20 protein-coding genes are annotated in these 24,426 nt (G+C 71.9%); 6 read left to right on the top strand and 14 right to left on the bottom strand.

Features of this window, described 5'->3' with window-relative positions; all coding sequences use genetic code 11:
- Positions 1-14: 14 nt before the first annotated feature.
- From ACFY0P_RS19790 to ACFY0P_RS19780, 3 genes are all read right to left on the bottom strand, one after another.
- Positions 15-848, bottom strand: coding sequence for a GNAT family N-acetyltransferase (locus tag ACFY0P_RS19790; RefSeq protein WP_388914357.1), 834 nt, complete (start codon positions 846-848; stop codon positions 15-17).
- A gap of 139 nt (positions 849-987) precedes the next feature.
- Positions 988-3,045, bottom strand: coding sequence for an IucA/IucC family protein (locus ACFY0P_RS19785; protein WP_388914354.1), 2,058 nt, complete (start codon positions 3,043-3,045; stop codon positions 988-990).
- 349 nt (positions 3,046-3,394) lie between these two features.
- The gene (locus ACFY0P_RS19780) at positions 3,395-4,891 is read right to left on the bottom strand and encodes a diaminobutyrate--2-oxoglutarate transaminase family protein (protein ID WP_388914351.1); all 1,497 of its coding nucleotides are present in this window, start codon (positions 4,889-4,891) and stop codon (positions 3,395-3,397) included.
- 526 nt (positions 4,892-5,417) lie between these two features.
- Here ACFY0P_RS19780 and ACFY0P_RS19775 point away from each other — a divergent pair.
- Positions 5,418-6,641, top strand: coding sequence for a trypsin-like serine peptidase (locus ACFY0P_RS19775; RefSeq protein WP_388914348.1), 1,224 nt, complete (start codon positions 5,418-5,420; stop codon positions 6,639-6,641).
- A 171-nt stretch (positions 6,642-6,812) separates the two neighbouring features.
- Here ACFY0P_RS19775 and hflX read toward each other — a convergent pair whose 3' ends face one another.
- From hflX to miaA, 6 genes are all read right to left on the bottom strand, one after another.
- Positions 6,813-8,306 carry a GTPase HflX gene (gene hflX / locus ACFY0P_RS19770; protein ID WP_388914345.1) on the bottom strand — a complete coding sequence of 498 codons (1,494 nt, stop codon included), beginning with the start codon at positions 8,304-8,306 and terminating at the stop codon, positions 6,813-6,815.
- A gap of 208 nt (positions 8,307-8,514) precedes the next feature.
- On the bottom strand, positions 8,515-10,095 hold the full coding sequence (locus tag ACFY0P_RS19765) for a M1 family aminopeptidase (protein ID WP_388914342.1): 1,581 nt from the start codon (positions 10,093-10,095) through the stop codon (positions 8,515-8,517).
- Positions 10,096-10,164: 69 nt separating this feature from the next.
- On the bottom strand, positions 10,165-12,306 hold the full coding sequence (locus ACFY0P_RS19760) for a RelA/SpoT family protein (protein ID WP_388914339.1): 2,142 nt from the start codon (positions 12,304-12,306) through the stop codon (positions 10,165-10,167).
- A 295-nt stretch (positions 12,307-12,601) separates the two neighbouring features.
- Complete coding sequence (gene dapF / locus ACFY0P_RS19755) at positions 12,602-13,465, bottom strand: diaminopimelate epimerase (protein WP_388914337.1); 864 nt, start codon at positions 13,463-13,465, stop codon at positions 12,602-12,604.
- A gap of 193 nt (positions 13,466-13,658) precedes the next feature.
- A complete protein-coding gene (locus ACFY0P_RS19750; protein WP_388915359.1) occupies positions 13,659-14,165 on the bottom strand; it encodes a hypothetical protein in 507 nt (168 codons plus the stop codon).
- Between the two features lie 107 nt (positions 14,166-14,272).
- Complete coding sequence (gene miaA / locus ACFY0P_RS19745; protein ID WP_388914334.1) at positions 14,273-15,211, bottom strand: tRNA (adenosine(37)-N6)-dimethylallyltransferase MiaA; 939 nt, start codon at positions 15,209-15,211, stop codon at positions 14,273-14,275.
- A gap of 183 nt (positions 15,212-15,394) precedes the next feature.
- On the opposite strand from miaA, the gene ACFY0P_RS19740 reads away from it, so the two are divergent.
- Both ACFY0P_RS19740 and ACFY0P_RS19735 read left to right on the top strand, forming a co-directional pair.
- Complete coding sequence (locus tag ACFY0P_RS19740) at positions 15,395-15,703, top strand: hypothetical protein (RefSeq protein ID WP_388914331.1); 309 nt, start codon at positions 15,395-15,397, stop codon at positions 15,701-15,703.
- Between the two features lie 33 nt (positions 15,704-15,736).
- The gene (locus ACFY0P_RS19735) at positions 15,737-16,024 is read left to right on the top strand and encodes an antitoxin (RefSeq protein WP_388914328.1); all 288 of its coding nucleotides are present in this window, start codon (positions 15,737-15,739) and stop codon (positions 16,022-16,024) included.
- Positions 16,025-16,134: 110 nt separating this feature from the next.
- On the opposite strand, the gene ACFY0P_RS19730 is transcribed toward ACFY0P_RS19735, so the two are convergent.
- From ACFY0P_RS19730 to ACFY0P_RS19715, 4 genes are all read right to left on the bottom strand, one after another.
- A complete protein-coding gene (locus ACFY0P_RS19730) occupies positions 16,135-16,860 on the bottom strand; it encodes a class III extradiol dioxygenase subunit B-like domain-containing protein (protein WP_388914325.1) in 726 nt (241 codons plus the stop codon).
- Positions 16,861-16,870: 10 nt separating this feature from the next.
- Positions 16,871-17,161, bottom strand: a complete 291-nt coding sequence (locus ACFY0P_RS19725; RefSeq protein ID WP_388914322.1) for a hypothetical protein — start codon at positions 17,159-17,161, stop codon at positions 16,871-16,873.
- 46 nt (positions 17,162-17,207) lie between these two features.
- Positions 17,208-18,734 carry a tRNA (N6-isopentenyl adenosine(37)-C2)-methylthiotransferase MiaB gene (gene miaB / locus ACFY0P_RS19720; protein ID WP_388914319.1) on the bottom strand — a complete coding sequence of 509 codons (1,527 nt, stop codon included), beginning with the start codon at positions 18,732-18,734 and terminating at the stop codon, positions 17,208-17,210.
- 61 nt (positions 18,735-18,795) lie between these two features.
- Complete coding sequence (locus ACFY0P_RS19715) at positions 18,796-19,848, bottom strand: serine hydrolase domain-containing protein (RefSeq protein WP_388914316.1); 1,053 nt, start codon at positions 19,846-19,848, stop codon at positions 18,796-18,798.
- 265 nt (positions 19,849-20,113) lie between these two features.
- On the opposite strand from ACFY0P_RS19715, the gene ACFY0P_RS19710 reads away from it, so the two are divergent.
- The 3 genes from ACFY0P_RS19710 (at position 20,114) to ACFY0P_RS19700 (ending at position 23,015) form a co-directional block, all read left to right on the top strand.
- Positions 20,114-20,782, top strand: coding sequence for a response regulator (locus tag ACFY0P_RS19710; RefSeq protein WP_388914313.1), 669 nt, complete (start codon positions 20,114-20,116; stop codon positions 20,780-20,782).
- Entirely contained in the window at positions 20,779-21,891 is a 1,113-nt protein-coding gene (locus ACFY0P_RS19705; protein ID WP_388914310.1) for a sensor histidine kinase, read from the top strand. The genes ACFY0P_RS19710 and ACFY0P_RS19705 overlap by 4 nt, the downstream gene beginning before the upstream one ends.
- Positions 21,892-22,316: 425 nt before the next feature.
- The gene (locus tag ACFY0P_RS19700) at positions 22,317-23,015 is read left to right on the top strand and encodes a histidine phosphatase family protein (protein WP_388914307.1); all 699 of its coding nucleotides are present in this window, start codon (positions 22,317-22,319) and stop codon (positions 23,013-23,015) included.
- Between the two features lie 66 nt (positions 23,016-23,081).
- On the opposite strand, the gene ACFY0P_RS19695 is transcribed toward ACFY0P_RS19700, so the two are convergent.
- Positions 23,082-24,389, bottom strand: coding sequence for an MFS transporter (locus ACFY0P_RS19695; protein ID WP_388914305.1), 1,308 nt, complete (start codon positions 24,387-24,389; stop codon positions 23,082-23,084).
- Positions 24,390-24,426: the final 37 nt, after the last annotated feature.

Below are 24,426 nucleotides of genomic sequence, written 5' to 3'. Positions count from 1 at the left end.
GCAATCACTCAGCGCTACATCAGATGACGTAGGGACCGGTCCCGGATCATGAGGGCGGCCCGTTTGGCAGGCAGGTCGACCTCGGAGGCGTAGCGGAAGCCCGCGTTGAGGAAGGCGGCCACGGAGGGGGTGTTGTGAAGGTCGGGTTCGGCGACGACACGCGCACAGTCGGGGCGATGGTCGAGTACGAGATCGGCCACGGCTCTGAGCAGTGCGGACCCCAGTCCCCGTCCCCGGTCGGCGACGTCGCCGACGAGGAGATGGACGCCGGTGTCGTGCGGGCGCGCTGGATAGTGGCGGGCGAGTGGGTCCAGGTCGGCTCTATAGATCTCCCAGTAGCTCATCGGGGCGCCGTCGAGCATGCCCAGGCACGGCACGCTGCGGCCGTCCCCCGCGAGCTGGGCCCGCAGATGGTCCTCCGTCTGTGCCCGTGAGCCCGCCAGCTGCCAGAACGCGGCCACGCCGGGGTCGTTCATCCAGCCGCTGATGATCGGCAGGTCGCGTTCGACGTGGACCGGCAGCAGGTGGAAGAGGCCGACGGGGGTCTTGGTGGGGCCCCAGGTGCCGACCTGGTCGAGCAGGTCGAGCGCTTCGAGGGGGCGCTGGGGGCTGAACGGGCCGGGTGAGTCGACTGGGCCGAGTCGGTCGTGAATGGGCCTGGGCGCCCGCTCGTCGGCGCCAGGCGCGGTCCCGGCGATGAGGGCGAGGAGTTCGTCGGGCAGGCGGAGGTCCAGGGTGTCCTCGCAGTCCCTGATGTCCTCGGCGGGTCCAGAACGGTCGGGGTGGCCGGAGGGTCCGGGGCGGACCGGGACGGCGCCTGTGTCGGCGCTCGCGTCGATGGGAGGCATGGTGCGCTCCTCTCAGGAGACGAGGTGGGTCATGTTCCTCGGTCGGTGGATGGAAGGCGGTGGATGAGGGCGATGAACGGAGGGCGGTGGATGAGGGCGATGAACGGAGGGCGGTGGATGAGAGTCGGTGACGGTGGGGTCAGGAGGATGAGGATGAGGAGTGGAGGGGGTTGGTGATGGTGACGTAGACGGACTGGGTGTCGACCGGGCCCACGAGTTCGTCGAGGCCGTGCAGCCGGGTCAGCAGGTTGGCCTTGCAGCGCAGGACGGGTGAGTCGAGCAGGTGGCCGGGCAGGGAGCTGCGCAGCCGGGCGGGTCCGGCGGCCACGTCGGTCAGGAACCGGCGGAACGCCGCGAGCAGCAGCCGCTCGTCGGCGAGCCGCTGGGAGCCGAACGCCCCGATCAGACCGAGCACGTTGTTGATGCCGAGGTAGTAGGCGAAGCGTTCGTCGGTGACCTCGTCGGAGACGAAGGTGTCGCTGTGCTCGCCGAGGCCGGGCAGCCGGGCGTCGAGGTCGGCCCGGCGGGACTCGCGGAAGTAGTAGCCCTGGTTGTCGCGGTAGCGCCCGCCGGCGGGCCAGCCGTCGGCGTCCAGCAGGAGCAGGGTGTTCTGCTGGTGCGCCTCCAGGGCGATCCCGGCCTCGCTGTCGAGCCAGAGCACCGGACGGACGACCTGCTCCAGGTAGCGCAGGAACCACTCGGCGCTGACGGCACCGACGGGCCGGCCGGTGCGTTCGGCGAGCCGGGAGACCACCCGGGCCAGCCGGGAGCGGTACGGGCGGGGCCTGCCGTCCGCCGTCGGGACATCGAGGGGCCTGGGCGTGACCAGCCCGGCAACGCAGGACACGTCGTCGGCGGGGGTGAACGGATTGTGCCTGATGACCACGTCGAGCCCTGGTGCAGGCCGGCCGTCCAGGCCGTCGACGGCCAGCCAGGCGGGGTCGCGCACGATGTCGAAGCCCGGGTGGGCGGCCTGCCACTGCTTGGCGAGGCCGGTGCGCAGCAGGCGGTGCACCTCGACGCCCCGGTGGAGTTCCTTGCGGAGGTTGTCCCGGCGGGAGTTGGTGATGCGCAGGCCGAGCGACAGCTTGAGCATGGCGGGGGCACCGGTGCGGTGGACGGTTCGTACGGAGGAGGTGGGATGCCAGGGGTCGCCGAGCGGGCCCAAGTCGCGCAGGAGTCCGGCGTCGAGGAGGGCGGCGGTCTCCGGGCGGTGGCCGATCTCGCGGGCCTGCCAGGGGTGCAGGGGCAGGGCTGCGGCGCAGCCGTCGGGCAGGGGCAGGGCCGTGCCGGCCAGGCGTTCCATGAGGTGCGGCGCGGGGACGGGACGGCCTCGCTCGGTCCAGGCCGAGTCCGTGGCGAGCAGGGAGGAGGCGATCGCGATCCAGTGCAGGGGGAAGGAGCCGCGCAACTCCGGTGAGTAGAGCCGGGCTTCGGACTCGGTCAGGCCGTCGCGACTCTTCGGGGTGGGGTGCAGCGGGTGCCCGAGGAGGAGTGCCTGCTCGGCGGCGAGGAAGCGGTCGGGGCCGTCGGCGGGGCGGGCGCGCCGGTCCGCGATGAAGGTGGCCGTGCGGCGCAGGGAGTCGGCGACCCGGGCCACGAGGTCGGCGTTGTCGGGAGTGGCCCAGGCGCTGCCGGGAGCACCGCCGACCGCGTGGCCGGCCGTGCCGCGGGGGTGGGCGGCCGTGCCCTTGGTGTAGCCAGGGCTGGATCCGGCGTGGCCTGGGCTGTCCTCGGCGTGGTCCGAGCCCGCATCGGCTCGGTCGGCCGTGCCCGCTGGTCCCGTGGTCGTCTCGCGGGTGAACAGGGCGGCGAGGGTGACCGCGTCGACGGGTGGGGCGGTGTCGGGCGCACCGGTCAGGCGGGGTGGGCCGAAGCGGTGCCAGCCGGTCGGGGACCAGTGGCGGATCGGGGTGATCAGCGCGGTACCGCTGGCGGGCAGCGGGATGCGGAGGGTGCCGGTGTCGGGCGCGGGCAGGTTCGTCTCGCGTACCCAGCAGCGGAGCAGGTTCTCCACGGCGGCGGCCTGGGCGGCGGTGTGCGGGTCGGGGTGTTCGAGGAGGTCTCCCGTGTCGTCGCGCGGCCGCTCGGGCTGGGGGGTACGGCCTCTTTGCTGGGGGACCGACTCGGCGAGCGGAACGGGGCGTCCCTGTGGGCCTTGGTCTCCGTTGTCGTCGGGTGCGGGGGTGGCGTTCAAGGAGGGTTCCTCGGGGCTCGGGCGGTGCGGTGTTCGGCGTCGTGTCCGCGAACCGGGCTGGTCGGGTGGTGAGTCGAGTGCTGAGTGTCCTGATGAGAGGGGTGTGGACGATGTGGGGTGGTTCGCTGCGTGGGGCACTCGGTTCGCTCCGGGGCCACGGCCGGCTGGTTCGTCCGGGGTGCGCCGGTCGGCCGGGCTGCTGTCGACGGTTCGGCGGGCGGCTCCCGAGCGGGTGGTCGGGGCGGTCGGGGTGATCCGGTCGGTGCCGGCGGGGAGTTCCCCGCGGACGGTTCGGTCGGCGGATTCGGGTGGGGTGCGCCGGCCTGCCGCGGCCCTCCCGGTGGGCCGGTCAGTCGTCCGGTTCCTTGCGGCCCTCGGGTCCTCGGGGCCTGGCACGGTGGGCGGCCGGGTCGCGGGCCACGGCCGCCACGGCGTCGGCGAGGCGGTCCAGTACGGCGGCCGCCTGTTCGTCGGTGATGGTCAGTGGCGGCAGCAGTCGTACGACACCGGCGTGGCGGCCGCCGAGCTCGACGATCAGGCCCCGTTCCAGGCAGGCGCGCTGTACGGCCGTGGCCAGTCCGGGAGCGGCGGGGCGCGGCCCGGGCCGGGCTTCGCCGCCCCGCCCGCTCACCGCGGTGCCCGGCGCCCCCTCGACCGCATCGCCGCCCCTTCGAGCCGTCGCCTCCCCCTCGGGTTCCTCACCCTCCGGGTCCACCAGCTCCACCCCGATCATCAACCCCCGCCCCCGCACGTCTCCCACGCACGTGAAGTCGGTCTGGAGCGTCCGCAGTTGGGACAGCATCCGGGCGCCGAGCAGGCCTGCTCGTTCGGCGAGTGCGTTCTCGCGGACGTGAGCGAGGGTGGCGGTGCCGGCGGCCATGGCGAGTTGGTTGCCCCGGAAGGTGCCGGCGTGGGCGCCGGGCTCCCAGACGTCGAGGTCGTCGCGGTAGACGACGACGGCGAGGGGGAGGCTGCCGCCGATGGCCTTGGACAGGACCATCACGTCGGGGGTGACGCCGCTGTGCTCGACGGCCCAGAAGGCGCCGGTCCTGCCCACGCCGGTCTGGATCTCGTCGGCGATCAGCGGGACGGACCGGTCGGCGGTGAGCCGGCGCATCCGGCGGAGCCAGTCGTCCGGCGCGGGAATCACCCCGCCCTCGCCCTGAACGGGTTCGAGGATCATGCCTGCGGGGAGGGGGACGCCGGACTTGGGGTCGTCGAGGACGGTCTCGGTCCAGCGGGCGGCGAGTTCGGCGCCGCGGGGGCCGCCGACGCCGAACGGGCAGCGGTAGTCCTGAGGGTAGGGCAGCCGGGCGACACGGACGTCGCCGGCTCCGCCGGAGGCGGCCAGAGCGCCGGTGGTCATCCCGTGGTAGGCGCCGGTGAAGGCGAGGATGCCGGTGCGGCCGGTCGCGGCCCGGACGAGTGTGAAGGCGGCCTCGACGGCGTCCGTGCCGGCGGGCCCGCAGAACTGGACGCGGGCGCGGTCGGCGAGGCCGGGCGGCAGGGTCCGGAACAGTTCGGTGATGAAGGCGTCCTTGACGGGGGTCGCCAGATCGAGGACGGAGAGCGGGGCGCCGGAGTCGAGGACCTTGCGGATCGCTTCCAGCACGACCGGGTGGTTGTGACCGAGTGCGAGGGTGCCGGCGCCGGAGAGGCAGTCCAGGTAGCGGCGTCCGTCGGCGCCCTCGATGGTCAGGCCGCGGGCCCGCACCGGCACGATGGGCAGGGCGCGCGCGTAGGTGCGTGCCCGCGACTCACGCGCCGACTGACGCCTCAGGATCCCCTCCTGCGCCGCGCGCGCTCCCCCGAACGTCCCCCCGGTCACCGACTCCGTCACGGCCACGGCTCGCTGTCCTCCCCGCTGTCCAGAGGCGAGTTGATCGGCGGGAACCGGGCACAGGCAGCCGGACCCCCACCGCTACCAACCCCGGACCGTCCAGCGGGTTACGGGTCACTTCAAGATCATTGCCGCGAGCTTGCCGTTCCGGGCCCGGTCGATGTTCGACCCGCCGGACGGGGAACCGGTGGACGCAGACCGACGGACGCAGACCCGCCGGACGGCGAACCGGTGGACGCAGACCGGCGGACGCAGACCCGGCGGACGGAGTGGTCCGGGTCCCCACCGGTCCGGGCTCGGTGTCGAGCTAGATCGCCATGCGCTCGACCGGTTGCACCGGCTGTACCTGGGGTCGGAGACACGCACTCGCGACGACACCCGCTGCATGCGACGCGTCGATCCCCCTTACGAACTGCGGTTGCCCCGCTGGTGAGGCCCGTAGCAAAACCGTTGCCCATCCATCGGGAGCGCCGCACAGCGAGCGCATAGTGTGTGGCGCTGAAGTTCCTTACCAACAGGGGGAGTCACCACCATGCGATCCATCCGGCCGTCGTTCACCCTTCGAGGTGGAGGGGGCGCGCCGCGTGCGCTGGCGGCCGTCGCCCTCGCCTCGGCGCTGGCGCTGACCGCCACCGCCTGCAGCGGCTCCGGCGACGACAAGGCGGGCGGTTCGGTGTCCGCGTCCGCCACGGCCGACACTGGTGACGGCAAGATCAAGATCCCGGACGACATCAAGAACAAGCTCAAAGAGCACGGGATCGACATCGACAAGTGGAAGCACGGCGCCTGGAAGAACTGGGACAGGGACGACTGGCTGCGCGAGGCCGACGACTTCATCAACCCCATCATCAAGGGCCTGTGGGACCCGCACCGCATGCGGGACGCCAACGACCCCGACAAGGACAAGGGCGTCGACGACAACGACCTCTCCGGTGACCAGGGGGTGACCGACCCGACGCCGGAGCCGGTCCAGGCGAAGGCGGTGCGGCCGGCGTACCACGCGAGCGCCGCCACGGCCGGAAAGGTCTTCTTCGACTCCCCCGAGGGCACGATGGTCTGTTCGGCGACGGTCGTCGAGGACCCGGCGCACCCGGGCAAGTCCAACCTGGTGTGGACGGCGGGGCACTGTGTGCACGCCGGCAAGAACGGCGGCTGGTACCGCAACATCGCGTTCGTGCCGTCGTACAACGACAAGGGGCTGACCGGTTCGGCGCTGGCGGCGGCGACCCGTTCGGAGGTCGCGCCGTACGGCGTCTGGTGGGGGGACGGGGCGCAGACCTCGCAGCAGTGGATCGACCAGGGCGGTGAGACGGGCGGCAACGGTGCGTCGTACGACTACGCCGTGATCCATGTGACGCCCGAGCAGGGCGGTGGCGGCAAGTCGCTCGAGGAGACGGTCGGTTCGGCGTTGCCGGTGAACTTCGACGCGCCCGCGGTGCCGAAGGTGTCGAGCATCACCGCCACGGGGTATCCGGCGGCGAAGCCGTACGACGGGTCGCTGCTGTATCAGTGCGCCGACAAGCCCGGGCGGCTGTCGGTGGATGCGTCGGCGCCGACGATGTACCGGATCGGGTGCACGATGACCGGTGGGGCGTCGGGTGGCGGCTGGGTGGAGACGGGCGCCGACGGCAAGCCGGCGTTGGTGTCCAACACGTCTATCGGGCCGGTGAGTTCGGGGTGGTTGGCCGGGCCGCGGTTCGGTGATGTGGCCAAGGGGGTTTATGAGGGCGTGAGCAAGGAGTTTGCTGACCAGTGAGGGGGTGAGTGTCGCCTTCGCGCCGTGGTGTGCCAGGTGCGTGGGCGGGTGACTCACCGTCGTGGTTGATCGCGCCCACGCGGCGAAGCCGCATATCGACTACAGCCCCGCGCCCCCAGGTAAGTGAAAGGCCCGCCCCCTAAAGGGAGCGGGCCTTTCACTTACGAAGTGTCACGCTGCCGGAGCCGGGACGTACGGTGCCAGCTCCGCCGCCAGTTCCTCGTGGACGCGGACCTTGAGGAGGGTGCCCTCGGCGGTGTGTTCCTCCGAGAGGACCTCGCCCTCGTTGTGGGCGCGGGCCACCAGCTTGCCGTGGGTGTACGGGACCAGGGCCTCGATCTCGACCGCCGGGCGGGGCAGCTCGTTGTCGATCAGGGCGAGGAGTTCCTGGATGCCCTGGCCGGTGCGGGCCGAGACCGCGAGGGAGCGCTTCTCGTTGCGCAGCAGCCGCTGGAGGACCAGCGGGTCGGCCGCGTCCGCCTTGTTGATCACGACGATCTCGGGTACGTCGGTGGCGCCGACGTCCCTGATCACCTCGCGCACGGCGGCCAGCTGCTCCTCCGGGTCCGGGTGCGCGCCGTCGACCACGTGGAGGATCAGGTCGGAGTCGCCGACCTCCTCCATGGTGGAGCGGAACGCCTCGACCAGGTGGTGGGGCAGGTGGCGGACGAAGCCGACGGTGTCCGCCAGGGTGTAGAGGCGGCCGCTGGGCGTCTCCGCGCGGCGGACCGTCGGGTCCAGGGTCGCGAACAGGGCGTTCTCGACCAGGACGCCGGCGCCCGTGAGGCGGTTGAGCAGGGAGGACTTGCCGGCGTTGGTGTAGCCGGCGATGGCCACGGAAGGCACCTTGTTGCGGCGGCGCTCCTGGCGCTTGATCTCGCGGCCGGTCTTCATCTCCGCGATCTCCCGGCGCATCTTCGCCATCTTCTCGCGGATCCGCCGCCGGTCCGTCTCGATCTTGGTCTCACCGGGACCACGGGTGGCGAGGCCGCCGCCCTTGCCGCCGCCCATCTGGCGGGACAGCGACTGACCCCAGCCTCGCAGCCTCGGCAGCATGTACTGCATCTGCGCGAGCGAGACCTGCGCCTTGCCCTCCCGGGACTTGGCGTGCTGGGCGAAGATGTCCAGGATCAGGGCGGTCCGGTCGATGACCTTGACCTTGACCACGTCCTCCAGCTGGATCAGCTGGCCCGGGCTGAGCTCACCGTCGCAGATGACGGTGTCGGCGCCGGTCTCGACGACGATGTCGCGCAGCTCCAGGGCCTTGCCGGAGCCGATGTAGGTGGCCGCGTCGGGCTTGTCGCGGCGCTGGATGACGCCGTCGAGGACGAGCGCGCCCGCGGTCTCGGCGAGGGCGGCCAGCTCCGCGAGGGAGTTGTCCGCGTCCTGCGCGGTGCCCGAGGTCCACACCCCGACCAGCACGACCCGCTCCAGGCGGAGCTGTCGGTACTCGACCTCGGTGACGTCCTCGAGCTCGGTGGAGAGGCCCACGACGCGGCGCAGGGCCGCGCGCTCGGAGCGGTCGAACTGGTCGCCGTCCCGGTCTCCGTCGATCTCGTGGCTCCAGGCGACGTCCTCTTCCATCAGGGCATCGGCCCGAAGACCGTCGGGGTAGTCCTGCGCGAGGCGCCTGGTGTCCTGGGAAGGGGAAGAAGAGGAGGTCATTGGGTCCTTACGTCGATGGGAATGCCGAAGCCGGCCTTCGGTTCTTCAACGTACGAGTACCCAGAGAGATTCCCCGCGACCCGTACCGAGCCGACCTGAGCCGACCTGAGCCGACCTGCGGCCGGCGGTGCCGGCCCGAGCCGGCCCCACGATGGTCGCACGGTACGCCCGGTCCCGGCACCGTGTTATTCCGGGGGCCGCCTCGCCGTTACTTCCCGGCCCGCTTCTTCGGAGCCTGCTTCTTCGGAGCCTGCTTCTTCGGAGCCTGCTTCTTCGGAGCCTGCTTCTTCGGAGCCTGCTTCTTCGGGGCCGGGACCTGCTTCCAGTCCGGGTGGCCCGGCATCGGCGGGGTCTTCGCGCCGTACAGCCAGGCGTCGAAGAAGCCGGTGAGGTCGCGGTTGGCGACCGCGGAGGCCAGGCGGACGAAGTCGGCGGTCGTCGCCGTGGCGTCCCTGTGCCGCTGGACCCAGATCCGCTCCAGGCGCTCGAAGGCGGGCTTGCCGATCTCCTGGCGCAGGGCGTAGAGGGCGAGGGCGGCACCGTCGTAGATGTTCGGGCGGAAGATGCTGATCTTCTGGCCGGGCTCGGGGGCCTTGGGCAGGGCGGGCGGTCCACCGGCGGCGCGCCAGCGGTCGGAGGCGCCGTACGCGGCCTTCATGCGGTCGATCATGGGCTGGTGGCCCTTCTCCTCCGCGTACAGCTCCTCGTACCAGGTGGCATGGCCCTCGTTCAGCCAGACGTCCGACCAGACGCGCGGGCTGACGCTGTCGCCGAACCACTGGTGGGACAGCTCGTGCACCATGACCGACTCGATGTACCACTTGGGGTACGCGGACTCGGTGAACAGGTTCTTCTCGAAGAGGGACAGCGTCTGGGTCTCCAGCTCGAAACCGGTGGACGCCTGTGCCATGAGCACGCCGTACGTCTCGAACGGGTACGTCCCGACCTTGCTCTCCAGCCAGGCGATCTGGTCCGGGGTCTTCGCCAGCCAGGGTTCGAGCTTCTTGGCGTCGGCGCTCGGGACGACGTCCCGGACGGGCAGGCCGTGCGGGCCCTTGCGGTGCAGTACGGCGGAGCGGCCGATGGAGACCTGGGCGAGCTCGGTGGCCATGGGGTGCCGGGTGCGGTAGGTCCAGGTGGTCCGGCCGCCGACCCGGGCGGAGTCGGTGGGCAGTCCGTTGGCGACGACGGTATAGCCGTTCGGGGCGGTGACGTGGAAGGTGAACATCGCCTTGTCGGACGGGTGGTCGTTGCACGGGAAGACCAGGTGGGCGGCGTCGGCCTGGTTGGCCATGGCGAGCCCGTCGGTGGTGCGCACCCACCCGCCGTCCTGGCCCTTGGCGGACACCGGGTCACTGGTGTGCTGCACCGTGATCCGCGTCCAGTCGCCCCGCCGCAGCGGCTTGTCCGGCGTGACGACCAGATCCTCGCCGGCGCTGTCGAAGGCGGCCGGCCGGCCGTCGACCTCGACGGACTCGACCTTGCCGTGCGCGAAGTCGAGGTTGACGCGGTCCAGGTCGGTGGTGGTCCAGGCGTCGATGGTGGTGACGGCCTGCAGCGGCTTGTCGTTGCTGCCGGGATAGGTGAAGGAGAGGTCGTACGACGTCACGTCGTACCCCGGGTTGCCGAGGTACGGGAAGAGCCGGTCGCCGACGCCCAGCGGGACCGGCGGGGCGCTCGCGCCCAGCAGGGCGACGGAGACGGCGGAGGCGAGCAGGGCGGCGGCCCGCCGGTGCCGGAAGGGTCGGGTGGCACGCTGCGACGAGCGGCTGCGGAGGGTGAGCGGCATGGACCACCGCTACCAGCACACCCCGCACTCACGGAGCCGACGCGCGACCGATCCACTCGAAGGAGTTGGTCACTGGTGTTGCGCTCGGCCGACGTCGTACACGCCGGGCACGTTGCGCATCGCGCGCATCAGGGCGGGCAGGTGGGCCGCGTCGGGGAGCTCCACGGTGTAGGTGTGCCGGACGCGCTGCTGGCTGGGGGGTTCCACGGTCGCCGAGACGATCTCGGCGCCCTCCTGGGCCATCGCCTCGGTGAGGTCGGCGAGCAGATGGGGACGGCCGAACGATTCGGCGACCAGGGTGACCCGGCAGGCGGTGCTGTCGCCCCAGCTCACGGCCACCTCGGGGCGCCCGGTGCTCTTCATGTGCGCCACCGAGGCGCACTCCACGCGATGCACGGTGATCACTCCGCCGCGTACCGCGAAGCCGGTGACCTCGTCGGGCGGTACGGGGGTGCAGCAGCCGGCGAGCCGTACGGTCGCGCCGGGGCGGTCGGCGGCCACGGCGCTGGCGGTCCGGGGGGCGGCGCTGGGGGCGGTACCAGGGGCCGGGAGGTCCGGTACGGGGCGGCTGGAGGCAGGGGCCGGCAGCTCGTCGGTGCTGTCCGGGTGGGCTGCGAGCCAGCGCTGGATGGCGATCCGGGCCGCCGGGGTGTGGGCGTGCTCCAGCCACTCCCGGGAGGGCTCGGAGGCGGGGTCCTGACCCATCAGGAGCTGGACGGTGTCGCCGTCCGTGAGGACCGTGCTGAGGGTCGCGAGGCGGCCGTTGACGCGGGCGCCGATGCAGGCGTGGGCGTCCTCGCCGTACTGGGCGTAGGCGGCGTCGACGCAGGTGGCGCCCTCGGGGAGGCCGAGGGTGCCGCCGTCCGGGCGGAAGACGGTGATCTCGCGGTCCTGGGCGAGGTCCTCGCGCAGGGTGGACCAGAAGGTGTCGGTGTCCGGGGCGGCCTTCTGCCAGTCGAGGAGGCGGGAGAGCCAGCCGGGGCGGGTGGGGTCGGCGCGCTCGCCGTCGGCCGCTTCGTCGGAGGCCTCCGGTGCGGGCGCGTCGGCGGCCGGGGCGTAGGGGTTGCCGAGGGCGACGACGCCGGCCTCGGCGACCTTGTGCATCTGGTGGGTGCGGATGAGGACTTCGGCTACCTGTCCGTCGGCTCGGGCGACCGCCGTGTGGAGCGACTGGTACAGGTTGAACTTCGGAACCGCGATGAAGTCCTTGAACTCCGAGACCACCGGGGTCATACAGGTGTGTAGTTCGCCGAGGACTGCGTAACAGTCCGCGTCCTCGTTGACCAGCACGAGGAGCCGGCCGAAGTCGGCGCCGCGCAGCTCGCCGCGTTTGCGGCTGACGCGGTGGACGGAGACGAAGTGCCGGGGCCGGATGAGGACTTCGGCCGGGATGTCGGCCTCGCGCAGCACACCGCGCACCTCGTCGGCGATCCCCGCGAGGGGGTCGTCGGTGAGGGCCGCGTTCTCGGCGATCAGCTCCCGGGTGTGCTCGTACTCCTCGGGGTGCAGGATGGCGAAGACCAGGTCCTCCAGCTCGGTCTTCAGCGCCTGTACGCCGAGCCGTTCGGCGAGCGGGATGAGGACGTCACGGGTGACCTTCGCGATGCGTTCCTGTTTCTCGCGGCGCATCACGCCGAGGGTGCGCATGTTGTGCAGGCGGTCGGCGAGCTTGATCGACATCACCCGGACGTCGCTGCCGGTGGCGACGAGCATCTTCCGGAACGTCTCGGGCTCGGCGGCGGCCCCGTAGTCGACCTTCTCGAGTTTCGTCACCCCGTCGACCAGATAACGGACCTCCTCGCCGAACTGTTCCCGCACCTGCTCCAGCGTCACGTCGGTGTCCTCGACGGTGTCGTGGAGCAGAGACGCCGTCAGGGTCGTGGTCTCGGCGCCGAGTTCGGCGAGGATCAGGGTGACCGCGAGGGGATGGGTGATGTACGGCTCGCCGCTCTTGCGCATCTGGCCGCGGTGCGAGGACTCGGCCAGGACGTAGGCGCGGCGCAGGGGTTCGAGGTCGGCGTCGGGGTAGTGGGCGCGGTGCGCCTCAGCGACATGGCCGATGGCGTCGGGGAGTTTGCCGCGGGCCGCGTTGCCGAGCAGCGCGGCCCGGCCGAGCCGACGCAGGTCGATCCGGGGGCGGGCCTTCCTGCGGACCGCCGCCGCGGGCGCTGCAGGACCGGGCGTCGCAGGGTTCGTGGCCTCCGCACTCATGGGCACCTCCGGCTCGTGGACCGGCGGACGGGGCCCCAGGGCATACGAGGCTCAGGGATTGGCGACGTTCCCCCGTCCGTGCCGGTGCTTGATGCTATCGAGCCCATCACCCCTGATTGACCGGCTCCCGCCGAGCGTGAAACGGATCACCCCATCGAGCGACGATTTCGAGGTTTACGATTTTGCGCCACCTGTTCGGGGGGTGGCCGACGTTTCTCGCCAGTGGCGGCAACGCGGGCCGTGGATCCAGGTGTTGGACGACCGCCCTGACCACGGTTCCCGACGTGCGGTCAGCTCAGCGGGCGGCGTTTTCCAGCCAATCGGCGTCGATCTCGCCCGTGGCGACAATCACTGCGGGGCCGGTCATCTCGATCTCGCCGTCGGGCCGCTCGGTGATGACGAGCCGTCCGCCGGGCACGTCCACGGTGTACGTCGCCGGGGCGCCGGTGACCGTGGGGTCGGCGCCGTCGCGGCGGGCGGCGGCCACGGCGACCGCGCAGGCGCCGGTGCCGCAGGAGCGGGTCTCTCCGGAGCCTCGCTCGTGCACGCGCATCGCGACATGGCGGGGGCCGCGGTCGACGACGAACTCGACGTTGACCCCTTCTGGGTAGGCCGACGGGGGGCTGAAGGGGGGCGGGGTGTAGAGGTCGCCGGCGTCGGCGAGGTCCTCGACGAAGGCGACGGCGTGCGGGTTGCCCATGTTCACGTTCCGCGCGGGCCAGGTGCGCTCCCCGACGCTCACGGTCACGTCGCCCTCGGGGAGGCGGGCGCGGCCCATGCCGACGGTGACGTCCCCGTCCTTCGCGATGTGCACGGTCTTGGTGCCGCCGCGGGTGGCGACGGTGAGGTCGCCCTCGGTCACGTGGCCGGCGTGCTGGAGGTAGCGGGCGAAGACGCGGACGCCGTTTCCGCACATCTCGGCGATCGAGCCGTCGCCGTTGCGGTAGTCCATGAACCACTCGGCGTCGGCGGCCATCCCCTTGGCCTCGGGGTGCGCGGCGGACCGCACGACGTGCAGCACGCCGTCGGCGCCGATGCCGGCGCGGCGGTCGCAGAGGGCGGCCACGGCGGCCGGGGTGAGGTCCAGGGCGTTGTCGGGGTCCGGGACGATCACGAAGTCGTTCTCGGTGCCGTGGCCCTTGAGGAAGGGGATGCTCATTCTTCGAGGGTAAGGGAGGGGGAAGGGGTGGTTCGGAGGTGGTTCGGGTGCGGGCCCGGTGGGGGCTCGTCGCGCAGTTCCTCCCCCCACCTTCGGCTGGGGTACCCCCAGCGCCTCTTTCGGGGCGCTCCGGTGCGGGGCGTTTCCGGCGGAGACTTACGTCAGCGCAGGCGTACGTCGGCGCAGGCGAACGTCAGCGCAGGCGCGCTACGCGCCACACCGCCAGGACGACCACGATCGCCACCAGGACCACGTAGCCGATCACCACGCGCCAGTCGGCCTTGCGGCCCGAGCCCCTTGCCGGGAGGCCGGGCCAGGTGTAGCCGACCTTCCGCGCCGCCATCATGCCCCAGCCGGCCGCGCAGGAGCAGATCAGCAGGCCCAGCATCGCGATCACCGCGCCGCTGTCGCCGAAGTCGAAGGCGAGCGGGAAGGCGAACATCAGGGAGCCGACCGCGGCCAGGCCGACGATGGGAGCCAGCTGCCACAGGCGCAGGCGGCGCTGCGGACGGAGCTCCACCTCGACCTCGGGGCCGCTCGCGAACATCTCCTCCGGCTCGGGGCCGTCGGCGGTGACGCCGCCGCCCACCGTGTCGTCCGGACCGTCGGAGCTCAGTCGGCCCTCGGCCTCCACTGCGTCACTGGGCCCGACGGCGACATGCTCGGTGTCTTGTGCGGTGTCGCGAGGGCCGGCCTCCATCGCCACGCGCCCTCCCAACCTAGGACTCCACTTGCGATCGAAGCTCGATGATGGCACGGCGTCGGAGGCCTCGATGACCCGTGGCGCATCCCGATGCCATGACGTGATCAGGCTGTGACCGGTCGTTCGACCAACGCCAGGGCCAGCCGCGGAAGTTCCTCTCGGTCCGCCGCGGCCCCACTCAACCAGTGCACCCGGGGGTCGCGCCTGAACCATGAATCCTGGCGGCGCGCGAAGCGCTTGGTGGCACGGACGGTCTCGGCCCGCGCTTCCGTTTCCGTGCACTCGCCGGCGAGCGCAGCCAGGACCTGCTGGTAGCCGAGGGCGCGCGACGCCGTGCGTCCCTCGCGCAGCCCGTGCGCCTCCAGTGCGCGCACCTCGGCCACCAGTCCGGCCTCCCACATCCGGTCGACGCGCAGGGCGATGCGCTCGTCGAGTTCGGGGCGGGCCACGTCGACGCCGATCTGGACGGTGTCGTAGACCGAGTCATGGCCGGGCAGGTTGGCGGTGAAGGGGCGCCCGGTGATCTCGATCACCTCGAGCGCCCGGACGATACGGCGGCCGTTGCTGGGCAGGATCGCGCGGCCCGCCTCGGGGTCGGCGGCGGACAGCCGGGCGTGGAGAGCGCCGGAGCCGCGCAGGGCGAGCTCGTCCTCCAGGCGGGCCCTGACCTCGGGGTCGGTGCCGGGGAACTCCAGGTTGTCGACGGCGCCGCGGACGTACAGCCCGCTGCCGCCGACCAGGATCGGCCAGCGGCCCTCGGCGAGCAGGACGTCGATGCGGGCGCGGGCGAGCCGCTGGTACTCGGCGACGGAGGCGGTGACGGTCACGTCCCAGATGTCGAGCAGGTGGTGCGGGACGCCGGCGCGCTCCTCGGGCGTCAGCTTGGCGGTGCCGATGTCCATCCCCCGGTACAGCTGCATGGAGTCGGCGTTGACGACCTCGCCGCCGAGCCGTTGGGCCAGGAAGACGCCGAGGTCGGACTTTCCGGCCGCGGTGGGGCCGACGACGGCGATGACACGGGGGGCGAGGGGTGCGCTGCTCACCGCACCAGTCTCGCAAACCTCGGAAGCGGGTCTCGAACGAGTTACGTGACGGAGCGTGTCCGGCTTCGTTGCCCGTTGCGAGGTTCCCGCCATCGCCGCCGAGAGGCCGCGACCGGTCCGACGCAATCGGACGCACCGGGGTCACGCGGGATTTCGCTCGCACGAGTAACGTATGGAGTGGATATGGGCGTTTTTGCACGGTTCCTTGGGAAGAAGCAGAAGGCGTCGGAAGAGCCGAAGACGCCGGAAGAACCGGATGCCAAGGTGCCGGCCGGTGCCGAGCCGGACGGGCCCGGACCGGAGAACGCCGCGGAGGAGGCGGCCGGGACCGAGGCGGTGGCGAAGGGCTCGGGCGAGGACGACGACCGGGGCGCGGACGCGAGGACGGAGACGGAGCGCGCCGCGGCCGCCGCCGAGAGCACCGAGATCCCCAAGCAGCAGTCCGCCAAGGAGGCCGCCGACAACGAGGCCGGCGAGGGCGCCCGCACATAACGGCCCGCGAGGGACGCCATAGGGAAGGTAACCATGGGTCTTTTGGACAATTTGAAGGCCAAGCTCGCCCCGGCCAAGGACAAGGCCTCTCACTTCGCGCAGCAGCACGAGGACAAGGTCGACAAGCTCCAGCACGGCATCGACAAGGCCGCGCGGGTCGTCGACGAGAAGACCAAGGGCAAGTACAGCGACAAGATCCAGACGGGTACGGGCAGGGCCAAGGGCGCCATGGACCGGTTTGTGCACCCGGACGCCATGGGCGGTACGGCGCCCGGCCCCACCACCCCGACCCGGCCGGAGGGACCGCCGCCGGCTTCCTGAGCCGGGCGGGTCCCGGAGAAGATCGGCGGACGGCCGAGAGTCACCCGACTCCCGGCCGTCCGCCGTTTCGGCGCGCGTTCGGGGCCGGGGCGCGCTGCCGCCGACGCTCGTCAGGACCAGGTCGCCACCAGGTAGCAGACTCCGTACGGTGCGTCGTCGTAGAGGAGTGCCCCGGCGAGGCCCGCGTCCTCGGCCGCACCGGCGAGGACCTGCCAGGGGGCGCGGCCGGCGGCCTTGAGCCGGTACGCGAGGCCGGCGTCGAGGGCCTTGATCGCCTCGAGGTCGACCGCGCCGAGCGCCCGGGCCGCCTCGGCGTCGAAGGGGGCCGCCCGTTCGTCGAAGTAGCCCGGCGCCTTGAGCGTGCGGCAGGCGCTGGCGTCGCCCATGACCAGCATCGCCACCCGCGCGGCCCGGCCGGCGATCTCCCGGCCGGTCCGGACGCACCGCTCGGTCTCCAGGGGCTCGCCGACGCCGAGCCCCTCGATGGGGGCGTCGGCCCACCCGGTGCGCTCCAGCAGCCAGGCGCCGACGGCGAGCGAGGGCGGCAGCTCCCGTTCGGCGGCCGTGACCGGCCCACCGGGTGGGCCGCCGCCCAGCCGTACGTCGACCTCGACCCCGAAACCCCGGAACGTGCCCCGGCTGCCCTGGGGGAACACGCCCTGGCCCTGCTGGTCGGCGGGCCCCACCACCACCAGGAGGTCGGGGCGGGCGGCGGCGAGCACCCCGAGCGCGTCGGCGCAGGCGGCACGCGCGGTGTCCAGCTCGGGCGCGGCCCCTGCGGCCACCTCGGGGAGGATGACGGGCGGGCAGGGACAGACTGCTGCTGCGACAAGCATGATCGGCAGCCTACTGCGGGTACACGGGCGCGGGACCGCTGCTCCACGCCAGTTCCGCCAGCCGGTAGAACACCCGGTGCGTGGACATCCAGCCGTCGATGTGGACGTAGTACGCGTCCCCGTCCCCCACCCGGAACACCTCACGGCGCTGCTGGCGCAGGCCCGCGCGCGGACGGTGGGTGCAGGCGACCTCGTACAGGGTCGCCCGGGCCTGCTCCGGGGTGCCCTCGAAGCGGGTGACCTCCTCGACCTTGTAGAAGTCCCCGTTCCCGAACTGCACGACAACCACCCAGCGCGCCATGCTCCGCCCCCCGGCTCCTGATCGACGTGAGGAGTATGGCGGGTGTTCAGTGCGCGGCGCAGCCCCCGGTCGCCGCCGGCAGCGGCTCCGGCACGCCGATCTTCGGCAGGCCCAGCAGCACGCCCGCCGGCTTGGCCGGCTCGGCCGCGTTCCGCTTCTCCCAGGCGTCGCCGGCGCGGGTGCGCCGTACGCCGAGCACCGGGCCCTCGGCGAGGAGGTGGTGCGGGGCGGCGTAGGTGATCTCGACGGTGACGACGTCGCCGGGGCGGACGTCCTGGTCCGGCTTGGTGAAGTGGACCAGGCGGTTGTCGGGGGCGCGGCCGGAGAGGCGGTGGGTGGCGCCGTCCTTGCGGCCCTCGCCCTCGGCGACCATCAGCTCGAGCGTGCGGCCGACCTGCTTCTTGTTCTCGTCCCAGGAGATCTCCTCCTGGAGGGCGACGAGACGCTCGTAGCGCGCCTGGACCACTTCCTTGGGGATCTGGTTCTCCATCGTCGCGGCGGGGGTGCCGGGCCGCTTGGAGTACTGGAAGGTGAAGGCCTGCGTGAAGCGGGCCTCGCGCACGACGTGCATGGTCTGCTCGAAGTCCTCCTCGGTCTCGCCGGGGAAGCCCACGATGATGTCGGTGGTGATCGCCGCGTGCGGGATCGCGGCCCGTACCTTCTCGATGATCCCGAGGTAGCGCTCCTGGCGGTACGAGCGGCGCATCGCCTTCAGGACGGTGTCCGAGCCGGACTGCAGCGGCATGTGCAGCTGCGGCATCACGTTCGGGGTCTCGGCCATGGCCGCGATCACGTCGTCCGTGAAGTCACGGGGGTGCGGGGAGGTGAACCGGACCCGCTCCAGGCCCTCGATGCTCCCGCAGGCCCGCAGCAGCTTGCTGAAGGCCTCGCGGTCGCCGATGTCGGAGCCGTACGCGTTGACGTTCTGGCCGAGCAGCGTGATCTCGGAGACGCCTTCGGCGACCAGGGCCTCGATCTCGGCGAGGATGTCGCCGGTGCGGCGGTCCTTCTCCTTGCCGCGCAGGGCCGGGACGATGCAGAAGGTGCAGGTGTTGTTGCAGCCTACGGAGATCGACACCCAGGCCGCGTAGGCGCTCTCACGGCGGGTCGGCAGGGTGGAGGGGAACGCCTCCAGCGACTCCGCGATCTCCACCTGGGCCTCTTCCTGGACCCGGGCGCGCTCCAGCAGGACCGGCAGCTTGCCGATGTTGTGCGTGCCGAAGACGACGTCGACCCAGGGGGCCTTGCGCACGATGGTGTCGCGGTCCTTCTGCGCCAGGCAGCCGCCGACCGCGATCTGCATACCGGGGCGGGACGCCTTCCTGGGCGCGAGCCGGCCGAGGTTGCCGTAGAGCCGGTTGTCGGCGTTCTCCCGGACCGCGCAGGTGTTGAAGACAACGACATCGGCGTCGCCGTCCGACCCCTCCGGGGCGCGCACGTAACCGGCCTCCTCCAGCAGCCCGGACAATCGCTCGGAGTCATGGACGTTCATCTGGCACCCGTAAGTGCGCACTTCGTAGGTCTTGGGTGCCTGAACGTCCACTACCGGGCTCCGGTCGCTGCTGCTGGTCATGGGTCAAGGGTAGGCGGTCCCCGGAGACCGCCGCCCCGGCCCTTCCGACGGGGGCGCAGCGTCAGGCGAAGGCGAGCGAGCGGAAGGCGTTGCGAAGGGGGCCGAGGGGCCCGGGGTCCCCGGAGTAGTACAGGTTGTTGGTCAGCAGGACTGCCCAGCGGCCCTGCTGCGGAGCGACCCATGCGCTCGTTCCCGCGGAGCCGTGGTGCACCCAGATGTCGTCCGCCCCGGGGACGGTTCCCGGGTCCGGGTGCCAGAACAGTCCGCCGGCAGGCGTAGGGGCGCCGGTCCGGATCCGCAGCGACTCCTGGATCCAGACGGGGCCGAAGCCCGGTTGCCCGCCGTCCTGTCTCGGCTGCAGCAGGTGGCGGAGGAAAGCCGCGATGTCGGGGAGGACGGAGAACACTCCGGAGATGCCGCAGACTCCGCCGAGCAGGCGCGCCGACACGCAGTGGGCGGTGCCCTTCAGGCGGGCCCCCGTGATGTCGTCGAGTTCGGTCGGAGCGCAGCGGGCGGCCGCTTCGCCGGGCAGGGGGCCGTAGCTGGTGCGTGTCATGCCGAGGGGCTGCCACACGGCGGTGGCCGCGAGGACGTCCAGGCGCCGGCCGGAGAGCTCTTCGGCGAGGTAGCCGAGGACGAGAGCGGCGCGCTCGGTGTACTCCACGGCCTCCCCGGGCGGACGGCGCACGGCTTCGTGGAGGACGCCGGCGCGGATGCCCCGGGGGTCGGCGCCGTACAGGTCCATGAGGTCGGTACGGAGGGGGACGCCGGCGGTGTGGGTGAGCAGGTGGCGTGTGGTCACCCGGCCCAGGGGGTGGCCGCTCACCTCGGGCCAGAAGTCTCCCAGTTGCTCATCGAGGTGCAGCTTGCCGTCCTCGACGAGGGATCCGATGGACGACCACACCGCGAGGATCTCCGTGAGGGCGCCGACGTCGAAGACGGTGTCGTGCCGCATCGGCTCGTCGGGCCGGTCGGGGTCCAGGACACCCGGGGCGCCGATCACCATGCCGCCGGAGCGGTCTCCGACGGCCCAGACGGCGCCGGGGTAGACCTTGTCGCGGACACCTTCGCCGACGAGCTCGCGGATGCGGTCGATGTCTAGGTCGAGGGCCATGGTCTCCCGATCTGTCCTGGGCCGTGTGGTCTCCCGTCGCTCAGCGTAGTGAGGCGAGTGAGGAGGTCCCGGCTGCGCCACGGCCGGGCCTGGCGCGCCGTTCGCCGAGGTGGCACGCCTGCCGCCGTGGCCGTGAGCGGGTGACCGGGGCCCCGCCGACCGGCTGAGGTCGCGCGGCCAACCGGCGGGTTCTGCGTGCCGGTCACCGGGAGAAGGGTCCCCGCGGGGGTACGCATCGACAGGACCTGCGACGAGCGGAGCGCACGTGATCCGGGTACTGGTGGTCGACGACGAAGCCCTGATCCGCACGGGTTTCACGCACATCCTCGAAACGGCGAACGACATCGAGGTCGTCGCGGCGGTACCCGGTGGCCAGGCCGTGCGCACGGTGCGGGAGCTGGGACCCGACGTCGTCCTGCTCGACATCCGGATGCCGGACGTGGACGGGCTCACGATTCTGGCCGACCTCCGCCGCATGCCGCAGGCTCCGGTGGTCGCCATGCTCACCACGTTCGACACCGACGAGTACGTGGCCACCGCTCTGCGTTCGGGCGCCGCCGGATTCCTGCTCAAGGACACCGATCCCGAGCAGCTTCCGCACCTGGTGCGCACCCTGGCCGAGGGAGGGACCGTGCTGTCGTCCAAGGTCACTCGCCTGGTGGTGGGCGGCTACCTCGACAACAGCGTTCGTGAGCCCACCGCCGTTCGTCTCACCGCCCGGCTCACCGAGCGCGAACGTGCCGTGCTCGTCCTCATGGCCGAAGGACTCGCCAACAACGAGATCGGCGAACGGCTGCACCTGAGCACCGGCACCATCAAGGGCCATGTCACCAACGTGCTCGGCAAACTGCGGGTGAACAGCCGCGTCCAGGCGGCTCTCGTCGCCGAGCGCGCGGGCCTGCTCACTCCGTCGCAGGACGAGGGCGCCCGGTGAGCTCCCGACGGTCGTCAGCCGTCCTCCTCGACATCGGCTTCGTCGGGATCGCGCTGGCGGACGCCTGGGCTCACGTCGGAGTCGAGGACGAGCCGGCGGCTGCCTGCGCGTTGCTCGGCGCCCTTGCCCTGATGCTGCGTCACCGGCTCCCCCTGACGACCTTCGTCCTCACGCTCCCCACCGCCCTGGTCACCGATGCGGTGGTCGCCCCCATGGCCGCGCTGTACACGCTCTCCTCCCTCAACCGCCACCGCCTCCTGCTGGCCGGCTGCGCGCTGGCCTACGCGATCATCGACTTCCTGCCCTGGCCGTGGTCGTCCCTGGACGCCACCGAGTTGTCCCAGACGAACAACCTGTTCCACCTCAGCTACACCCTGGCCACCGCTGCCGCTCCCGTGTTCCTGGGCCAGCTCGTCCAGGCCCGACGCGAACTGTCGCTGCGGCTCGCCGACATCTCCGAGGCCCGCGAGCAGGAACGGCTGCTGACCGCCCAGAGCGTGCTGGCGAAGGAGCGCGCCCAGCTCGCCCGGGAGATGCACGACGTGGTCTCCCACCAGGTCAGTCTCATCGCCGTACAGGCCGGAGCGCTCCAGGTGGGCGGCCGGGACGCCGAGACCAGACAGGCCGCGGCCACGATCCGCCGCCTGAGCGTGCAGACCCTCGAAGAACTGCGGCACATGGTCGGCGTGCTGCGGGCCTCCGGCAGCAGGCCCACGGAGCTCACCCCGCAGCCTTCGCTCGCCGACCTGGAGCACCTGGTCGAGGCCAGCGGTATCGAGGCGAAGCTGGAGACCGACCTGCCCGAGGAGCTTCCGCCCACGGTCCAGCGCGCCGTCTACCGGACCGTCCAGGAAGCGCTGACCAACGTCCGCAAACACGCCCCCGGCGGCGCCGCGACCGTCCGCATCGGGCACAAGGACGGCGTCCTGCGCGCCACCGTCACCAACACGGCCCCCACCCGGCCCGCGTTCGCCCTGCCGAGCGCCCACCACGGCCTGGTCGGCCTCGCCCAACGCGCGGAGCTTCTCGGTGGCACCGTCACGTCCGGCCCCACGGCCCAGGGCGGCTACGAGCTCCGCCTCGAGCTGCCCCTTGAGCGGAACCGCTGAACGCCGCTGCCGGCACCACCGCCCGCCGGGTCGCCGGCCGCACAGCGCGGGTCCGCCCCCGCCCCGCGCCCGTGGGCTTCCCGCCCTCCCCCGTACCCCTGCCGGTGACCGCGCTCCGCAGACCTCCGGACCGTGGTCCGGTTCGGTGCCCCGTCGGGCGGCGCAACGGATGTCCGATGCCGGGCTCAGCCCGGGCCGCGCAGGCATGCCGGCCAGTCGGCGGGGTGGTTCCGGACACCTGGCGGATGGTGCGGCCGGGGGGCCTGCACCGACTGTGGAGCACGTGAGGCACGACGTGGCGTCGGGCGTTCCGTCCGCCGCTCCGTCCGCCCGCCGGCCGGGTCGTCGGCCCGGCCGATCGAGCGGCCTTCGTGCGGGTCTCACGCCGTCCGAAGCCATGCCGGGCCAAGTAGGAGGTCGATCCCATGTCGATCCACCTGACGTTCGTGTGCGCGCCCGGCGGTGACGCCACTCTGGATCCGTTCCTCGGCGACGCCCCCCTGAGCGAGCGCTGCCTGCGCCTGGCAGGCGCCGCGAGAGCAGTGCTCTCTCCTCACCAGGCGGCCGTCCGGGGGCCCTCGATCCGCTGCTCGCAGACTGCCGACGCCATCGGCCTGGCGGCGGTGTCCGAGCCGATGCTGCGCGATCTCGACGTGGGCAGATGGTACGGCCGCACCGTCGGTGAAGTCGCCGCGACCGACCCCGACGGCTTCAGCGCGTGGCGCACGGACCCGGATGCCGCGCCCCACGGAGGGGAGTCCGTACGCCAGCTCTGCCGCCGATCGGCGGACTGGCTGCGCGATGTGGCGCCCGACGCGGGGCACGCGGTGGTCGTCACCGAAGCGGCCGTCGTCCGGGCCGCGCTCGTCCACGCCCTGGCCGTCCCGGCGAGAACTTTCTGGCATCTCGCCGTGCCACCCCTGTGCGCGGTCTTCCTCACCCGGCGAGGCGGCTGCTGGGACGTCCAGTTCGGCTGCGTCTCCCCCCAGGAGTCCCGGCGACGGTTCCTCGCACGGCCCGCGGCGCTCGCGGCCGTCGACGGCGAGCGGTCGGCGCCGGCCCACCTGGAGGGCGGGCACCGCCCGAGGACCTCGCCGGAATCGATCCTCACCGGCTGCGGCTAGGGCCTGCCGACCAGCGCATTCGGGGACAGCGCACCCCTGAGGCCGTCCCCGCCGGGACGGGACACGTCACTGGTCCAGGTTCACGTCCTTGGTCTCCGGAGTGGTCAGGTAGACCGCCAGGGACACGAGGCACAGCACGAGCACATACCAGGGAAACCAATCGCCGTGACCGTGGTCGGTCAGCGCCTGGACGAGGTACGGGGCGGTACCGCCGAAAAGCGCGACGACGAGGGAATAGGGCATACCCAGCCCCACGGACCGCACCTGGGTGGGGAAGAGTTCGGCCATCGCGGTGGGCGCGACAGCCGCATAGCACCCGAAGAGCAGCAGGCCGGTGGTCATGATGGCCAAGAGGGTCCACGGCGATGAGGACAGCCAGGAAAAGAAGGGCACGACCAGTGCCACATAGCCGCCGGCGAAGACGCTCAGGAGCGGCTTGCGGCCGATCCTGTCAGAAAGGATTCCCAGGGCCGGAAGTGTCACCGTCATGGCGGCCTGGGCGACGACGGCCACCCACAGGGCGGAGGCGGCGGACATGCCGTAGGCGCTCTGCGCGTATCCGGGAAGATAGACGAGGAACGTGTAGTAGACGGTCGTCGCGCCGACCGTGAACCCGGCCACGCGCAACCCGCTGACAGGGTGCCGGCGGAGAACCTCCCACGTGGGGCGGCGCACTCGAAGGTCCTGTCCCATGAGGTAGGGGCCGGTCTCGTCGAGGGAACGCCGCAAGTACAGGGCGTAGAAACCGAGAACCGTTCCGCAGGCAAAGGGAAGCCGCCAGGCCCAGTCCCCCATTCCGGTCACGCCGACCTGACCGAGAATCAGCCGGCCGAGGACCGTGGCGGCCAGACTGCCCAGCGTCCCGGTGACATAGGAGAAGCTGGAGTAGAAGCCGCGGCGGCCTTGTGGTGCGACCTCTGCCAGATACGTCGCGGACGTCGCCATCTCACCGCCCGTCGACAGACCCTGAACCACGCGCGCCGCAAGCAGTAGTGCCGGTGCCACCGAACCGACTTGCTCGTATGTCGGGCACACGGCGATGAGCAGGCTGCCGCCCGCCATGAGCAGCATGGACAGGGTGAGTGCGTTGCGGCGCCCGTGCCGGTCGGCGAAGCCGCCCAGGACCATCCCGCCGAGAGGGCGGAACAAGAACCCGACCGCGAAGATCATCAACGTATCGAGTTGCGCGGCGCCGGAACGGCCGGAGGGAAAGAAGTGCGGCGCGAAGAAAACAGAGAAGATCACATATGAGTTCCAGTCGAACCATTCAAGTGCATGCCCGATGGAGGCAGCGACAACACCGCGGCGCGACAACGGACGATACCGGCCATCGCGAGTTCGATGACGTCGCGCAGGCCCGTTTTCGTGCGGCACGCGACCTCCTGAGGAAGGGTTGTTCTTTGCCGGCCCG

It is taken from the genome of Streptomyces sp. NPDC001714, assembly GCF_042892755.1.
Classification (GTDB): Bacteria; Actinomycetota; Actinomycetes; order Streptomycetales; family Streptomycetaceae; genus Streptomyces.
Note: the sequence above shows the minus strand (reverse complement) of the source record. Positions and strands in the feature narration are given on the sequence as shown.

What these genes read in the sequence shown, in the direction of transcription:
- ACFY0P_RS19790 (WP_388914357.1), bottom strand. Translation starts at nt 848, where the DNA reads ATGCCTCCCATCGACGCGAGCGCCGACACAGGCGCCGTCCCGGTCCGC.
- ACFY0P_RS19775 (WP_388914348.1), top strand. Translation starts at nt 5,418, where the DNA reads ATGCGATCCATCCGGCCGTCGTTCACCCTTCGAGGTGGAGGGGGCGCG.
- hflX (WP_388914345.1), bottom strand. Translation starts at nt 8,306, where the DNA reads ATGACCTCCTCTTCTTCCCCTTCCCAGGACACCAGGCGCCTCGCGCAG.
- ACFY0P_RS19765 (WP_388914342.1), bottom strand. Translation starts at nt 10,095, where the DNA reads ATGCCGCTCACCCTCCGCAGCCGCTCGTCGCAGCGTGCCACCCGACCC.
- ACFY0P_RS19760 (WP_388914339.1), bottom strand. Translation starts at nt 12,306, where the DNA reads ATGAGTGCGGAGGCCACGAACCCTGCGACGCCCGGTCCTGCAGCGCCC.
- dapF (WP_388914337.1), bottom strand. Translation starts at nt 13,465, where the DNA reads ATGAGCATCCCCTTCCTCAAGGGCCACGGCACCGAGAACGACTTCGTG.
- ACFY0P_RS19750 (WP_388915359.1), bottom strand. Translation starts at nt 14,165, where the DNA reads ATGGAGGCCGGCCCTCGCGACACCGCACAAGACACCGAGCATGTCGCC.
- ACFY0P_RS19740 (WP_388914331.1), top strand. Translation starts at nt 15,395, where the DNA reads ATGGGCGTTTTTGCACGGTTCCTTGGGAAGAAGCAGAAGGCGTCGGAA.
- ACFY0P_RS19735 (WP_388914328.1), top strand. Translation starts at nt 15,737, where the DNA reads ATGGGTCTTTTGGACAATTTGAAGGCCAAGCTCGCCCCGGCCAAGGAC.
- ACFY0P_RS19730 (WP_388914325.1), bottom strand. Translation starts at nt 16,860, where the DNA reads ATGCTTGTCGCAGCAGCAGTCTGTCCCTGCCCGCCCGTCATCCTCCCC.
- ACFY0P_RS19725 (WP_388914322.1), bottom strand. Translation starts at nt 17,161, where the DNA reads ATGGCGCGCTGGGTGGTTGTCGTGCAGTTCGGGAACGGGGACTTCTAC.
- miaB (WP_388914319.1), bottom strand. Translation starts at nt 18,734, where the DNA reads ATGACCAGCAGCAGCGACCGGAGCCCGGTAGTGGACGTTCAGGCACCC.
- ACFY0P_RS19715 (WP_388914316.1), bottom strand. Translation starts at nt 19,848, where the DNA reads ATGGCCCTCGACCTAGACATCGACCGCATCCGCGAGCTCGTCGGCGAA.
- ACFY0P_RS19700 (WP_388914307.1), top strand. Translation starts at nt 22,317, where the DNA reads ATGTCGATCCACCTGACGTTCGTGTGCGCGCCCGGCGGTGACGCCACT.